Origin of the sequence: Maricaulis alexandrii (assembly GCF_005871165.1) — a bacterium.
In the GTDB taxonomy this organism is placed as follows: Bacteria; Pseudomonadota; Alphaproteobacteria; order Caulobacterales; family Maricaulaceae; genus Maricaulis; species Maricaulis alexandrii.
This window is the reverse complement of the sequence record NZ_SWKP01000011.1, coordinates 28,895-41,778: the sequence shown is the minus strand read 5'-3', so window position 1 is coordinate 41,778 and position 12,884 is coordinate 28,895. Positions and strand designations below refer to the sequence as shown.

Sequence of the window (12,884 nt, the reverse complement as noted above, 5' to 3'; positions counted from 1 at the left end):
ATTTGTATGGCGTCAGACATGTTGCACAGGTGGACACAGCCCATGTTTTCCGGGCGCAAATCGGCCGAGAAACGCCGCGAAGACATCCGTCTGGCTGACCAGGCGGTCGGCGAGGCCATGCATGCGCTCAGCCTGGACGACATTGATTCCGCCCGGCAACGCCTCGCGGAGGCGCCCAAGACCCACTATGCCGACATGGGCTGGAAAGTGGGTCTGGCGACGGCCATGGTCGAAATGAAGGCAGGCCGAAGACGCCAGGCCGTGCAGCGTCTTGTGACGGTGTGTTCCCGTCTGGATGACACCTCGCTCTCGCTCGACGACAAGAATTATCTGCGTCTCTACGCGCTCTATCGCGGTTCGGAACAGTCCAAGGACGGTCGGGCCCCGGCGGAATTGCGGGAGCTCGTCGAGGATTTCCGCTTTGACCACACCATGGTGACACCGTTGCTGCGCAAGGACTTCCCCCTGAAGGCGCTGGACGAGGCTGACGGACCGCCGCCGCCTCCGCCCCCGCCCCCGCCTCCGGTCGGCGTGTCCTGAGCCGCTTGCCGGACCCGAGCAACCGGGTCTATCTCCCGGCGCAAACGGGAGACGAACATGACCGAACACGCCTGCACGGCCCGTATCGCCTGGACCGGCAATCGCGGCACCGGCACCTCCGCTTACAAGGCCTATGACCGGACCTGGCAGGTCGAAACACCGGGGAAACCCGTGGTCCTGTGTTCCAATGACCCGCTTCTGGGCGGCGATTCCGGCCTGCACAATCCTGAAGACATGCTTCTCTCGGCCCTCTCGGCCTGTCACATGCTCTGGTATCTCCACCTGGCCAGCGTGGCGGGGATTGTGGTGACGGGATATGAGGATTGTCCCGAGGGAATTGGCGAAACCGCGCCGGACGGGGCGGGCCAGTTCGTGCGGGCGACCCTGCGGCCAGTGATCACGCTGGCGCCGGGCATGGACGCGGCCAGGGCCGATTCGATCCATGCAGAGATACACAAATACTGCTTTATTGCCCGGTCTGTACGGTTTCCGGTGACCTGCGAGGCGGATTACCGCGTGGCGGATCAGTAGCCGGCCGTCACCGTGTCATAGCGGCGGCGCGAGGTCAGCATGGCGCGGATATAGGCCATGTTGGCTTCGGCCATTTCCGGCGTGACATCGACGCGGGCCATGGTCTCGGCTTCGTCGAAACGGCCCTGCAGGGCGATCACCAGGGCCAGGTTCTGGCGAATGGTGGCATCGGCGCCGGGGCGGATCATGGCTTCGCGCAGCATGCGTTCGGCGGTCTCGGCTTCACCGGCGGCGGCATAGGACAGCGCCAGATTGGACAGGATGGACGGATTGCCCGGATCCAGCTCCATGGCCTGGCGGAAGGAGAGGCGGGCGGCCTCGGCCTGGCCGGCCTGTTCCTGGGCCACGCCCAGCGCGTTCAGAACCCGCCAATTGCCCGGAGCGAGCTGGTTGGCGCGGCGCAGACTGTCCAGCCCGGCGGCTCCGCGGCCGGCGGCGGCGAGCGCGCTGCCATGGGCGAGCAGGATGTCGGTGTCGTCAGGATAAAGCGCCAGCGTCTGCTGGGCGACTTCTGCGGCGCGGCGGTGATTGCCCAGCTGGCGGAGGGCCAGCGACAATTCCAGCGCGGCTTCCCGGTCGGACGGGTTGAGTTCATAGGCTTCGGCCCAGAACGCTGCCTGGGTCAGCATGTCCTGGCTGCGAATCGCCTGGCGTTCGGCTGTCGAGGCCGGAACGATCGTGTTCGCGTTCATCGTGTCGATGACAGCCTGTTCCTCTTCCGTTGCAGCCGTGGTGGCGCAGGCGGCGAGCGTGAGGGCAGTCAGCGGGAGCAGAGCATGGATCAGGCGCATGGTTTTCGGCCGGTTTACTGTGAGCGTGCCTTGAAACTGCGCTGACCCGGTCAAAAATGGGTTAATCACGATGGGTTGATTTCAAACCCGGCAAAAAAGGCGAAGAGGCAATGAGCGATATTTTTGCACCTACAGGCGAGGGGTTGGCCCTCAAGCTTGTCAGCAAGGCCGATGCCGCGCGCCTGGTGGACGCACTCCCGGCCGGGTTGAAGCCCCTGGCGGCGGGCTTCACGGGGCAGGCGGGCCAGATTGTTCTCTGGCCGTCCGACTCCGACAGCGCGGCCTGGCTCGGGATTGGCGAGGGCAAGGATGTGTTCGCGCTCGGAGCGGCGGCCCGCAAGCTGCCGGAAGGCGATTGGGCGATCGAGGCATTGCCGGAAGATTGGGATGAGACTCTGGCCATGACGGCCTGGGGGCTGGGCGGTTACGGCTTCACAGCGTTCAAGAAGGCTGATCGCAAACCGGCCCGCCTGGTGCCGCCCAAGGGGGCCGATGCGGACGAGGCGGCCGCCATCGTGGCGTCTGTCACGCTGACCCGGGACCTGGTCAACACGCCGGCCGACCGGATGGGACCGGAGGGGCTGGAAGCGGCCTTCCGCGAACTGGCCGATGCCTATGGCGCCCAGGTCTCGGTGGTGCGCGGTGATGATCTGCTGGCCCAGAACTATCCCATGATCCATGCGGTCGGGCGGGCAGCGGCGGAAGCGCCGCGTCTGCTGGAGCTGGAATGGGGTGACGAGAACCACCCCCGCCTGGCCCTGGTCGGCAAGGGGGTCTGCTTCGACACGGGCGGTCTGGATCTCAAGGCCGCGCAATTCATGCGCCTGATGAAGAAGGATATGGGCGGAGCCGCCAATGCGATGGGCCTGGCCAAGATGATCATGGCGGCCCGCTTGCCGGTGCGCCTGCATCTGCTGGTGCCGGCGGTGGAGAATGCGGTCGGGGCCGGTGCTTTCCGCCCGGGCGATGTGCTGGATTCCCGCAAGGGGCTCACGGTCGAGGTGGACAATACCGATGCCGAGGGGCGTCTCGTCCTGGCCGATGCTTTGGCAAAGGCGACCGAGCATGATGTCGACCTCCTGCTTGATTTTGCCACGCTGACCGGCGCCGCCCGCGTCGCGCTGGGGCCGGAAGTGGCGCCTTTCTATACCGATGACGACATGCTGGCCGCAGACCTGTCCGCTTCAGCGCTCAAGGTCGCCGATCCGGTCTGGCGCATGCCGCTCTGGGATGGCTATGAGGCCGATATCGACGGCGAGATTTCCGACATCGTCAATTCCACGGCAATGCCGATGGCCGGATCGATCACGGCGGCGCTTTTCCTGCGGCGCTTCGTCGGCGATGCCGCCTGGATGCATTTCGACATTTTCGCCTGGAATCCCAAGGAGCGTCCGGGCCGTCCCAAGGGGGGCGACATGCATGCCGCGCGCGCCGTTTACCAAATGCTCAAGGAGCGGTTCCAAGATTAGGGCCGATAGACGGCTTTTTCTTCGGGAGCGTATCCATGGCGTCGCAGGCGATGACTTCGCTTGAGATGATGCGACGAGTGTCGGCTGACAGTGTCCGCGGGGCGACCGCGGACCTGACGGCGCGCCAGTTTGCGCTCCTACTCGCCATCTTCATGCGGCCCGGCCCGCATGCCGTGCGGGACTTGTCCAAACAGCTTGACCTGCCCAAACCGGCCGTGACACGGGCCCTGGATGTGCTGGAACGCCAGGGCTTCGTCCGGCGCAAGAAGGACCAGGCCGACAAGCGGGACGTCTCGGTACACCGGACTGTCAAAGGGGCCGTGTTTCTGTACGATTACGGCGAACGTGTCGCTCTACGCGCCGAGGAAACCCGGACATGCCCCAACTGGATCCCCGTCTCACACCCGCCCGTCCCGATCTCGCAGCCGCGCATCTGAAGGGACAGGTCGAGGCCGAGCGCTTTGTTGAGCCGGTCGACCGGCAATGCCATGTCCCGGCCGCGCCGATCCGCCGGACGCCGTCACCGACCGGTGCCATGGATGACCAGGTTTTGTGCGGCGAGGTTTTCGCAGTTCTGGAAGAGGTGGACGGCTGGGCCTGGGGTTTTTCCCGGGCTGGCGGTTATGTCGGCTGGGTCGATCTGAGCGGCTTCACCCATGCCGTCCTGCCGGTCAGCCGCAAGATCAGCGTGCTGCGCACCTATGCCTTCTCCGAGCCGGACATCAAGACAGCGCCGGAATGCCTGCTCAGCCTCAATGCCTGTTTTGATGCCGGTGAGCGCCAGGGACGGTTCGTTGAAGCCAAGGGGTTGGGTTGGGTGATCGAGGCCCATACGGCGGCCCTGGATGTGACGGCGCCGGACTTCGTGGCGGTCGCGGAAGCCTTTCTCGGCACGCCCTATTTGTGGGGCGGCAAGGAAAGCCTGGGTCTGGATTGTTCCGGCCTGCTGCAGATGGCGATGCGGGCGGCGGGCTTTGATGCCCCGCGCGATGCCGACCAGCAGGAAGCGGCCCTGAAGGCGCGCTGGCCGGATGTGACGGCCGATCCGGACCGCCAGCGCGGCGATGTCGTCTTCTGGCCCGGCCATGTCGGCATCATGACCGACAGCGAGTTTTTCCTGCACGCCAACGGCCACACGATGGACACGACGCTGGAGCCGTTTGCCGAGGCGGAGGCCCGTATCCGGGACGCGGAGAATCCGGTGCGGACGATTGTGCGCGTGCCGCTCGACCCCACCGCCGGCTGACTGATTCCCAAAGCAAAAGGCCCGGCTGAAACCAGCCGGGCCTTCTGATTTTTGATGCGGGAGGCGGAGTCTAGTGGTCGCCGTTCGGCTCGTCGTTCGTTTCAGGCGCCATTTCAGCCGCCGTCTCGGTCGCTTCGTCGGCCATGTCGCCCATGGCGTCAGCGGCGTCCTCGGCCATCTCGGTCACGTCCTCGGCCACCTCGTCAGCCGCCGGCAGCGGCAGCGGATTGTCGGACAGGCTGCGCAGATAGACCAGGAGATCCATGCGGGTGGCCTCGTCACGCAGACCGCGGAAGGACATCGCCGTACCCGGTGCGAAGGCGCTCGGGTTCTCGATGAAGTGGCTCAGGCGTTCAAAGTCCCAATTGCCTTCCAGGCTGGTCAGCGCGTCGGAATAGGAGAAGCCGTCATGGGAGGCGATTTCGGCACCGACCACACCCCAGAGGTTCGGACCCACGCCATTGGCGCCGCCCTGCTCGAACGTGTGACAGGAGGCACAACGGCGGGCAGCCCGCTCACCGCTGGCGATATCGGCGGCGGCCAGAAGTGCGCCATAGTCGGTCGGACCGGTGTCCTCTTCGACGGCCGCGCCGCCGGCACCGGATTCGATCGAAGCCCAGTCGACCGGATAGCTGGTGTTTTCAGCCGTCAGCTCGTGTGCGCCATGCGACGGCACCAGCATATGGCCCAGCTCGGTGATGCCCATCACGGCCAGAACGGCTCCGATGACTACACCGGCAATCTTGTTAAAGAAGAGATCGCCCATGGACGCCCCCAAAATCAGTCAGGTCACAATCGGCCCCGTGTTTGGCATGAGGCGGGGCCGCAAGCAACACTCCAGCGCGCTCTTGTGCATGCGTTAACACGCCGCATGTCCGGAAAATGAGTGAAATTTCATCCGGGCGAGCGACCGGAGCCTGTCACCGGACGCGGGAGCCTGCCGCTGCAATGGTGCCGAGGCCTGTCATCACGCGTTTGTTTCCACCCGTGTGTGACGCCTCCGCAGTTCGGCCATTTTTGCGCCTTGAATCCGCCTTGGGCGACACCCATCTCGCCGCCTCGCTGGGGTTTCACACGTGCGTGGCGACAACCACGCCAACTCAAAAAAGGTCTTCAGACAATGTACCGTTCCCTTATTGCAGCCTCCCTCTCCGTTCTGGCCCTGACCGCCACCGCTTCGGCCCAGGATGCGCCGCAATTCACCCTCGGTGCCGGTTATGAGCGTTTCGACCTCGACGGTGTCGATCTCGACAGCCTGGCCCTGCGTGGCGGCTATGACTTCAACCAGTATTTCGGCGTTGAAGGCCAGCTGAACATCGGCGTTGGCGACGACACGGTGGACGTGCTTGGCACCGATGTGGACGTCGAGCTGAACTATGCCGCCGGCGTGTTCGGCGTCGTGCGTCCGTGGTCCAATGACCAGGCCAATGTCTTCCTGCGGGCCGGCTACACCGTGGCCGACGCCGAAGCCTCCGCTGCTGGCTACAATGTCAGCGATGATGACAATGCCTGGGCCTATGGCGTGGGCGGCGAGTGGTTCTTCTCGGGCAATAATGGCGTCCGCGTCGACTACACCCGCTACGAGTTTGACGAAGGCTCCGACGCAGACGCGTTCGGCATTGCCTATGTCCGCCGTTTCGGTGGCTGATCCCTCCATCCGGTTTGGATGAAGAAAAGGCCGCGCTTTCGGGTGCGGCCTTTTTGCTTTGAGTCGTCTCGGGAGACCGGATGTGCTAGAGTTCCGGTCCGGCTGGTGGGGTGCAGAAACCCGCCATCCGTGTGTGCCGCCGCGTGTCCGGCCCGGCCACCCGCCCTGCCGCCGCGGCGCTCCCTGAGCCCGTGCGCCGGCTGCTCCCCTCTGCCTCCGGCGCCCCTGTTTAGCGGACTTCATCAGTCAACGCATGAAAGGGTAACCGATGACTCAACTGACCATTTTCGACGAGAACCAGGCTCCGGCCGCGTCCCGCCCCCTGCTCAACAAGGCCAAGGCGAAATACGGTTTCGTGCCGAATGTCCTGGGCGAGCTGGCCGGGTCACCGAGTGCGCTGGGCGGCTACATGTCGATGAGCCAGACCTTCGCGCAGAGCGGTCTGACCGCGATCGAGCAGCAGATCGTCCTGCTGACCACGAGTTTCGCCAACAACTGCGAATACTGCGTCGCCGTGCACTCCACCCTGGCCCTCGAAGTCGGGCTGGACCGGGATATCATCATGACGATCCGCGATGGCGAGGCGATCCGCCAGGACACGCGGTTGGAAGCGTTGCGCCAGTTCACCCTCGCCATCGTCCGCGAGCGCGGCCTGGTGGAGCGGTCCGATGTGGATGCCTTCCTGAAAGCCGGCTTCACCAAGGCGAATGTGCTGGACGTGATCCAGGGGGTGACGGTCAAGACAATGACCAACTACCTCAATCATATCGCGGAGACACCGCTGGACGAGGCCTTCCAGTCCATGGCCTGGTCCAAGCCGATCCTGTCCCACGCGCACTGATCCGGCGGGACGGCCCGGGGCCGGGCGGGTCAGATCCGTCCGGCCACCCATAATTCCGCCAAGCGGCGGGCGATGGCGATGGAGGGCGGCATGGCGGCCTCCGGATGCGTACCTGCCAGCATGGCGGCGACCTCGTCACGGTGGAACCAGCGCGCGGACTCCAGCTCATGCGTATCCACCGTGATCGTGGCGTCGCTGACCGGCGCGACCAGTCCGATCATCAAGGATGACGGAAACGGCCAGGGCTGGCCCATCACATAGCGAATGGCGGGAATGTCGGCGGTGACGCCGGCTTCCTCATTGAGTTCGCGGGCACAGGCCTCTTCCAGCGTCTCGCCGGGTTCCGTGAAGCCGGCGAGGGCGGACCACATGCCTTCCGGCCAGGAAGACTGGCGCCCGAGCAGGCATTCATCACCATTCGTCGCCAACATGATCACCACCGGATCGACCCGCGGGAAATGCTCCTTGTGGCAGCCGGGGCATTGCCGCCGCGTGCCGCCGCCTTTCACGGTCGTGGCCGTCCCGCAATTGGCGCAGAAACGGTGATGCTCGTGCCAGAGCAGGATGGAGCGCGCATAGCCGTAGAGCGCCGCCTCGTCCGGGCTCATCCCCATGGCGGCGCGGCGCGGATCGACCGGTTCCACACCGTCCGGAACAGGGGCCTCCTCCGTCAATTGTGCCGCAAAACAGGGCGAGCCGCGATAATGGCCCAAGAAGATGCGCGTCGGCATGAGGTCCAGGGCCCGGGCTTCGCTGGGATGGAACCAGAAAAGATTGCCATCCGGCTGCAGCAAGGCCTCACCGTCCGCCAGGATCATCCACCAGCCTTCATCCCCGTCCATCAGGGCGGAAACCCGGTCCTCGTCCCGGCGTAGGGCATCGCCACGGTCGAGCGGCGAGCCCGCGAAAACCATCGGGCGGTCGCCGGCGAGCAGGGTGCGGTCATTCATGGGGCAGGCCTGTGCAGCAGGGTGCGCCGCAAGGCGCAGGAGAGACCCGAGATTTAGGCCGTTCGCCGGAGGGCTTCAACACCGGGGCACCGGTTACAGGTCAAAGCGCTCGCGATGTTCCGGGATGACGCAGTCCCAGCCCAGCTCACTCTCGATCCGGTCGCGCAGCGCCCGCGAGGCATGGGGTTCGCCATGCACCAGGAAGGTGCGCCGGGGCGGGCGTTTGAAATGGCGCAGCCAGGCGATGATCCCGTTGGCATCCGCATGGGCGGACAGCATGGGCAGATCGGCCACTTCCGCCTCGATGTCGACCGTTCGGCCATGGATGCGCACCTCGTCGGCCCCGGCGACGATGGCGGCACCCGGCGTACCCGGGGCCTGGAAGCCGCTGAACAGGATCGTGTTGCGCCGGTCCGGGGCGTAGGATTTGAGATGGTGCTGCACCCGTCCGCCCGTCACCATGCCGCTGGCCGCGATGATGATCTTGGGCATGGGATCGGCGGTGATCTCCTTGGACCGTTCCGCCTCGCGGACATATTCCACCGAGCGGCTCATCGCCTCGGCGTCTTCGCGGGAGAGCTTGTGCTCCCCGATATGACGCGTGAGCAGATGGCTCGCATTGATCGCCATCGGACTGTCCAGATAGACGTGCACCGGCGGCAATTGTCCGGCCTGGCGCAGCTTCCAGAGGAAATAGATCATCAATTGCGAGCGGCCGACGGCGAAAGCGGGGATGATCAGCGTGCCGCCGCGTCTCACGGTCCGCTTGACGATGCCGGCCAGGACTTCGCCGGCATCACGGGTTTCGTGCAGGCGGTCGCCATAGGTGGTCTCCAGAAGGAGATAGTCCGCCTCGGGAATGGGCGCCGGTTCGCACATGATCGGATCCCCGAAACGCCCCAGGTCACCGGAGAAGGCGATGCGCCGGCCCTTCCAGTCGAGCGAGATCGTGGCAGCACCCAGAATGTGGCCGGCCCGGTTGAAGCGGGCCCGGGCCTGGCCGGGCAGGTCGAAATCCGTGTCGAAGGGGCGGGCGCTGAAATAGTCCATCGCCTCTTCGGCATCCTTCTGCGTGTAGAGGGGCAGGGCGGGTTCATGACGGGAAAAGCGCTTGCGGTTGGCATATTCCGCGTCCCGTTCCTGCAGATAGCCGCTGTCACTGAGCAGGATGCGGCACAAATCCTCGGTCGGCGGCGTGCACAGGATGTCGCCGTCAAAACCCTCCCGGATCAGGCGCGGCAGATAGCCGGAATGATCCAGATGTGCATGCGAGAGCAGGATGGCGTCGAGGCTGGAGGGATCGACACCGAAGGCGGCCCAGTTGCGGGTGCGTATATCCCGGCGGCCTTGGAACATGCCGCAATCCAGCAGGAGGCGGGTGCCGTCCGCTTCCAGAAGGTGCCGCGAACCGGTGACGGTTCCTGCGGCGCCCAGACAGGTCAGGGTCAAACTTTCCATGGATCGCTTCCATTGCCTCGCCCGCATTCTGCGACAGAAATCCGCGATTGCCTTGCGGAAAAATGTCACGCCCATCTTGCAATTGAGAATGACTCGCAGATAATCGCGGTCAGGAGGTGACCCATGGACCTGAAATCCGAACGCTTGGCGATGCACCAGGCCGATCATGCCCAGATGGCTGTCAGGGACTGGCTGGAAACCCAGTCCCGGGTAACGGGATACTGGCGCGACCTGCTGATTTCCGGTGGCGGCAATGAGGATCTGATCGCCGCCCTGGACGAGCATGCCAGTTTCCTGGCAGCGGCGGCGCATCTGGGCGGTGCAGAATTCTACCCCACGCAATGAAGGCGCGCCTTGCGTTACGGGCATCGGCACGCGATATAGGGCGCGGAAGGCCGGCGGTGGACGAGTGCCTCGCCAACCCGGTCAGGTCCGGAAGGAAGCAGCCGTAACGAGTTTTTACTCGGGTCGCTGTCCGGTCTTCCACTTCAATTCAGCGTCAGGCGTTTCGTGAAACGCGAATCTTGCTCTAGGCTCAAGACCGGCTCCCCGGTTGCCCGGCGAGCCGTATCGCGCCGCCCTCTAGCCATCTGACAGGATCCCATGGACGACACCCCGCTCTCCACCGACGATACCGGAGCGAGCGACGACGTCCTGATGCCGGGACTCGACCTGCCCGCCACGACGCCCGATCCGGGTTATCAGGTGCTGGCGCGAAAATACCGCCCGTCGAAATTCGAGGATCTGATCGGTCAGGACGCCATGGTGCGCACCCTGACCAATGCCTTTGCGGCCGGCCGGATCGCCCATGCCTACATGCTCACCGGCGTGCGCGGGATCGGCAAGACCACGACGGCCCGCCTGATTGCCCGCGCCCTGAACTACGTGTCCGACGAGGTCGATGGTCCGTCCATGGATCTCAATTTCCCGGGTGCGCATTGCGAAGCCATTGCCCGCTCGGCCCATGTCGATGTGATGGAAATGGACGCCGCCTCGCGCACCGGTGTCGGCGATATCCGGGAAATCCTGGAAGGCGTGCGCTATGCGCCGGTGTCGGCCCGCTACAAGGTCTACATCATTGACGAGGTGCACATGCTCTCCACCTCGGCCTTCAACGCCCTGTTGAAGACACTCGAGGAACCGCCGGAGCACGCCAAATTCATTTTCGCGACCACGGAGATCCGCAAGGTGCCGGTGACCGTGCTGTCGCGCTGCCAGCGTTTCGATCTCAAGCGGATCGATCGCGAGGTTCTCACCGATCATCTCGAGCGCATCTGTCGCCTGGAAAATGCCCATGTCGAGCGTGAGGGCCTGTCCCTGATCGCCCGCGCCGCGGAAGGTTCCGTGCGCGATGCGCTCTCCCTGCTCGACCAGGCGATTGTCCAGGGCAGTGAAGAGGACGGCCCGGTCTCCGCGCCGCAAATCCGAGACATGCTGGGCCTGGCCGACCGGGCGCGTGTCCTGGATCTTCTGGAAGAAGCCCTGACCGGCCAGACCTCCGAAGCCCTCGCCGAACTGGCCTCGCTCTATGATGCCGGCGGGGATCCGGTGGTGATCACCCGGGACCTGCTCGATTTCGTCCACGCCCTGTCTCGGGTGAAGGCGGCTGGCGCCGGAGCAGATCTGGGTGAAGCCGCTGATACCGTGGAACGCCTGTCCAAACTGGCGGATGCCCAGTCGCTGGGGCAGTTGACCCGGCTCTGGAAAATCCTGCTGACCGGGCTGGATGATGTGCGCAATGCGCCGGATCCGCTGGCCGCGGCCGACATGACCGTACTGCGCCTTGCAGCGGCGGCTTCGCTGCCGGGACCGGAAGAGGCGGCGCGCATTCTGGCAGGGCATCCGGCTTCGCCCGCCCCCGCTCCGGCACCCGCCTCTGGCGGGGAGGCGCCGGGAAAGCCTGAGCCGGCGTCCATGGCGCCGGCGGACAGGATGCCGGAGGCCAGACCCGAACCGGCACCGGCGCCCCAGACCGTCTTCGAACCGGTCAGCCCGCCCGATCGGACCCGTCCGGAGGGCGAAGTGCCGGTAGACGGGCCGGAGACGTTCGAGGCCCTGATCGAACTCCTGCGGGAAAAGCGCGATATCGCCCTGCAGACTGATGTGGAACGCTATGTCCGCCCGGCCGGCTTCAAGCCGGGCTCCTTCACCTATCAGCCCGAGCCGGATTGTCCGGCCGATCTGGGCCAGCGTCTGGCCAAGCGCCTGCTGGAATGGACGGGGGCCCGCTGGGCCATCCTGGCCAGCGGTGATGCGCAGGGCGGGGAGACCTGGGCGGAGCGGCGCAAACGGCTGGAGGCGGAACGGCTGGAGCAGGCGCGCCGCGATCCGGCTGTCGCCGAGGCCTTGCGCCTCTTCCCCGGAGCAGAGATTTTGGCCGTCCGTGACGCCGTCTCGGCGGATGACGGCAAGGATGAAACCCGAACGACGGAGAAACGGGCATGAAGGACCTGATGGGCCTGATGAAGCAGGCGCAGGCCATGCAGCAGAAAATGGCTGACGCCCAGGCCAAGCTCGATGAGGAAGTGGTCACGGGTGAAGCCGGGGCCGGCATGATCAGCGTGAGCATGACCGCCAAGGGCGACCTGAAAGGCGTCAATATCGACAAGTCGCTGATCGATCCGGAAGAACCGGAAATCCTCGAAGACCTGATCCTGGCCGCGCACAATGATGCGCGCCGCAAGGCGGAACAGCGTCAGCAGGAAATCCTGAAAGACGCCGCCGGCGGGCTCGAGCTTCCGCCCGGCATGCAGATGCCGTTCTGAGCCGCTTTCAGGGAACAATATCCATGCGCAGTGCGTCCGCCGGGCCGGAGATTGAACGCCTGATCACCCTGCTGGCGAAACTGCCGGGGCTGGGCCCGCGCTCGGCGCGCCGGGCCGCCCTGCAGCTGCTCGGCAAGCGCGATGTGCTGATGCGGCCGCTGGCCGATGCGCTGGCCGATGCCGCGGACAAGATCCAGGCCTGTTCGACCTGCGGCAATCTCGACGTCACCGATCCCTGCGCTGTGTGCGCGGCGCCCAATCGTCAGGATGGCGCCATCTGTGTCGTCGAGACCGTGGGCGATTTGTGGGCGTTGGAGAGGGCCGGCGCTTTCAAGGGCCGCTACCACGTGCTTGGCGGTGTCCTCTCGGCGCTGGACGGCGTCCGGCCGGAGGACCTCAATATCGCCCGCCTGGTGGAGCGCGCCTCCGAGGCGGATGTGACCGAGATCGTCCTGGCGCTCAATGCCACGGTGGACGGACAGACCACCGCCCACTACCTGGCTGACAAGCTGGAGCCCTGCGGTGTCTCCGTGACCTCGCTGGCCCGGGGTGTGCCGGTCGGGGGGGAACTGGATTATCTGGACGACGGGACCCTGGCGGCGGCCTTCCGAAGCCGGTCCTCGGTCTAGTTCCGCCTTTTCTCGA

Annotated in this window: 15 protein-coding genes and 1 other RNA gene; 12 read left to right on the top strand and 4 right to left on the bottom strand. The window is 65.4% G+C overall.

Annotation, left to right across the window (positions count from 1 at the left end):
- Positions 1-42: 42 nt before the first annotated feature.
- Complete coding sequence (locus FCS99_RS15430) at positions 43-540, top strand: hypothetical protein (protein ID WP_138514186.1); 498 nt, start codon at positions 43-45, stop codon at positions 538-540.
- Between the two features lie 57 nt (positions 541-597).
- Positions 598-1,071: an OsmC family protein gene (locus FCS99_RS15425; protein ID WP_138514184.1), complete on the top strand. Its 474-nt coding sequence runs from the start codon at positions 598-600 to the stop codon at positions 1,069-1,071.
- Here the strand turns inward: FCS99_RS15425 and FCS99_RS15420 are convergent.
- Entirely contained in the window at positions 1,065-1,862 is a 798-nt protein-coding gene (locus FCS99_RS15420; RefSeq protein ID WP_138514182.1) for a tetratricopeptide repeat protein, read from the bottom strand. The two genes, FCS99_RS15425 and FCS99_RS15420, sit on opposite strands and share 7 nt — an antisense overlap.
- Positions 1,863-1,972: 110 nt before the next feature.
- On the opposite strand from FCS99_RS15420, the gene FCS99_RS15415 reads away from it, so the two are divergent.
- From FCS99_RS15415 to FCS99_RS15405, 3 genes are read left to right on the top strand one after another with little or no spacing between them, the layout of a single operon-like run.
- Complete coding sequence (locus FCS99_RS15415; protein ID WP_138514180.1) at positions 1,973-3,331, top strand: leucyl aminopeptidase family protein; 1,359 nt, start codon at positions 1,973-1,975, stop codon at positions 3,329-3,331.
- 35 nt (positions 3,332-3,366) lie between these two features.
- Entirely contained in the window at positions 3,367-3,768 is a 402-nt protein-coding gene (locus FCS99_RS15410) for a MarR family transcriptional regulator (RefSeq protein ID WP_138514178.1), read from the top strand.
- Complete coding sequence (locus FCS99_RS15405; RefSeq protein ID WP_138514176.1) at positions 3,708-4,577, top strand: C40 family peptidase; 870 nt, start codon at positions 3,708-3,710, stop codon at positions 4,575-4,577. Before FCS99_RS15410 ends, FCS99_RS15405 begins: the two co-directional genes overlap by 61 nt.
- Positions 4,578-4,647: 70 nt before the next feature.
- On the opposite strand, the gene FCS99_RS15400 is transcribed toward FCS99_RS15405, so the two are convergent.
- On the bottom strand, positions 4,648-5,343 hold the full coding sequence (locus FCS99_RS15400) for a c-type cytochrome (protein ID WP_138514174.1): 696 nt from the start codon (positions 5,341-5,343) through the stop codon (positions 4,648-4,650).
- Between the two features lie 354 nt (positions 5,344-5,697).
- Here FCS99_RS15400 and FCS99_RS15395 point away from each other — a divergent pair, with 354 nt between their 5' ends.
- Together FCS99_RS15395 and FCS99_RS15390 are read left to right on the top strand one after the other, a co-directional pair.
- The gene (locus tag FCS99_RS15395; protein WP_138514172.1) at positions 5,698-6,225 is read left to right on the top strand and encodes a porin family protein; all 528 of its coding nucleotides are present in this window, start codon (positions 5,698-5,700) and stop codon (positions 6,223-6,225) included.
- Positions 6,226-6,493: 268 nt separating this feature from the next.
- On the top strand, positions 6,494-7,066 hold the full coding sequence (locus FCS99_RS15390; RefSeq protein ID WP_138514170.1) for a carboxymuconolactone decarboxylase family protein: 573 nt from the start codon (positions 6,494-6,496) through the stop codon (positions 7,064-7,066).
- A gap of 29 nt (positions 7,067-7,095) precedes the next feature.
- On the opposite strand, the gene nudC is transcribed toward FCS99_RS15390, so the two are convergent.
- Positions 7,096-8,016 carry an NAD(+) diphosphatase gene (gene nudC / locus FCS99_RS15385; protein ID WP_138514168.1) on the bottom strand — a complete coding sequence of 307 codons (921 nt, stop codon included), beginning with the start codon at positions 8,014-8,016 and terminating at the stop codon, positions 7,096-7,098.
- 93 nt (positions 8,017-8,109) lie between these two features.
- A complete protein-coding gene (locus tag FCS99_RS15380) occupies positions 8,110-9,474 on the bottom strand; it encodes an MBL fold metallo-hydrolase RNA specificity domain-containing protein (protein WP_138514166.1) in 1,365 nt (454 codons plus the stop codon).
- Between the two features lie 123 nt (positions 9,475-9,597).
- Between FCS99_RS15380 and FCS99_RS15375 the strand changes: the two genes are divergently transcribed.
- The 5 genes from FCS99_RS15375 (at position 9,598) to recR (ending at position 12,868) form a co-directional block, all read left to right on the top strand.
- Complete coding sequence (locus FCS99_RS15375; protein WP_138514164.1) at positions 9,598-9,819, top strand: hypothetical protein; 222 nt, start codon at positions 9,598-9,600, stop codon at positions 9,817-9,819.
- Between the two features lie 44 nt (positions 9,820-9,863).
- Positions 9,864-9,962, top strand: an RNA gene (gene ffs, locus FCS99_RS15370) — signal recognition particle sRNA small type.
- Positions 9,963-10,077: 115 nt separating this feature from the next.
- On the top strand, positions 10,078-11,919 hold the full coding sequence (locus FCS99_RS15365; RefSeq protein ID WP_138514162.1) for a DNA polymerase III subunit gamma/tau: 1,842 nt from the start codon (positions 10,078-10,080) through the stop codon (positions 11,917-11,919).
- Positions 11,916-12,239 (top strand): YbaB/EbfC family nucleoid-associated protein, encoded by a 324-nt coding sequence (locus FCS99_RS15360; RefSeq protein ID WP_138514160.1) that lies wholly within the window; start codon positions 11,916-11,918, stop codon positions 12,237-12,239. The genes FCS99_RS15365 and FCS99_RS15360 overlap by 4 nt, the downstream gene beginning before the upstream one ends.
- A gap of 23 nt (positions 12,240-12,262) precedes the next feature.
- A complete protein-coding gene (gene recR, locus FCS99_RS15355) occupies positions 12,263-12,868 on the top strand; it encodes a recombination mediator RecR (RefSeq protein ID WP_138514158.1) in 606 nt (201 codons plus the stop codon).
- Positions 12,869-12,884 lie beyond the last annotated feature (16 nt).

What these genes read in the sequence shown, in the direction of transcription:
- FCS99_RS15365 (WP_138514162.1), top strand. Translation starts at nt 10,078, where the DNA reads ATGGACGACACCCCGCTCTCCACCGACGATACCGGAGCGAGCGACGAC.
- FCS99_RS15360 (WP_138514160.1), top strand. Translation starts at nt 11,916, where the DNA reads ATGAAGGACCTGATGGGCCTGATGAAGCAGGCGCAGGCCATGCAGCAG.
- FCS99_RS15395 (WP_138514172.1), top strand. Translation starts at nt 5,698, where the DNA reads ATGTACCGTTCCCTTATTGCAGCCTCCCTCTCCGTTCTGGCCCTGACC.
- FCS99_RS15430 (WP_138514186.1), top strand. Translation starts at nt 43, where the DNA reads ATGTTTTCCGGGCGCAAATCGGCCGAGAAACGCCGCGAAGACATCCGT.
- FCS99_RS15425 (WP_138514184.1), top strand. Translation starts at nt 598, where the DNA reads ATGACCGAACACGCCTGCACGGCCCGTATCGCCTGGACCGGCAATCGC.
- FCS99_RS15415 (WP_138514180.1), top strand. Translation starts at nt 1,973, where the DNA reads ATGAGCGATATTTTTGCACCTACAGGCGAGGGGTTGGCCCTCAAGCTT.
- recR (WP_138514158.1), top strand. Translation starts at nt 12,263, where the DNA reads ATGCGCAGTGCGTCCGCCGGGCCGGAGATTGAACGCCTGATCACCCTG.
- FCS99_RS15405 (WP_138514176.1), top strand. Translation starts at nt 3,708, where the DNA reads ATGCCCCAACTGGATCCCCGTCTCACACCCGCCCGTCCCGATCTCGCA.
- FCS99_RS15420 (WP_138514182.1), bottom strand. Translation starts at nt 1,862, where the DNA reads ATGCGCCTGATCCATGCTCTGCTCCCGCTGACTGCCCTCACGCTCGCC.
- FCS99_RS15375 (WP_138514164.1), top strand. Translation starts at nt 9,598, where the DNA reads ATGGACCTGAAATCCGAACGCTTGGCGATGCACCAGGCCGATCATGCC.
- FCS99_RS15380 (WP_138514166.1), bottom strand. Translation starts at nt 9,474, where the DNA reads ATGGAAAGTTTGACCCTGACCTGTCTGGGCGCCGCAGGAACCGTCACC.
- FCS99_RS15400 (WP_138514174.1), bottom strand. Translation starts at nt 5,343, where the DNA reads ATGGGCGATCTCTTCTTTAACAAGATTGCCGGTGTAGTCATCGGAGCC.
- nudC (WP_138514168.1), bottom strand. Translation starts at nt 8,016, where the DNA reads ATGAATGACCGCACCCTGCTCGCCGGCGACCGCCCGATGGTTTTCGCG.
- FCS99_RS15390 (WP_138514170.1), top strand. Translation starts at nt 6,494, where the DNA reads ATGACTCAACTGACCATTTTCGACGAGAACCAGGCTCCGGCCGCGTCC.
- FCS99_RS15410 (WP_138514178.1), top strand. Translation starts at nt 3,367, where the DNA reads ATGGCGTCGCAGGCGATGACTTCGCTTGAGATGATGCGACGAGTGTCG.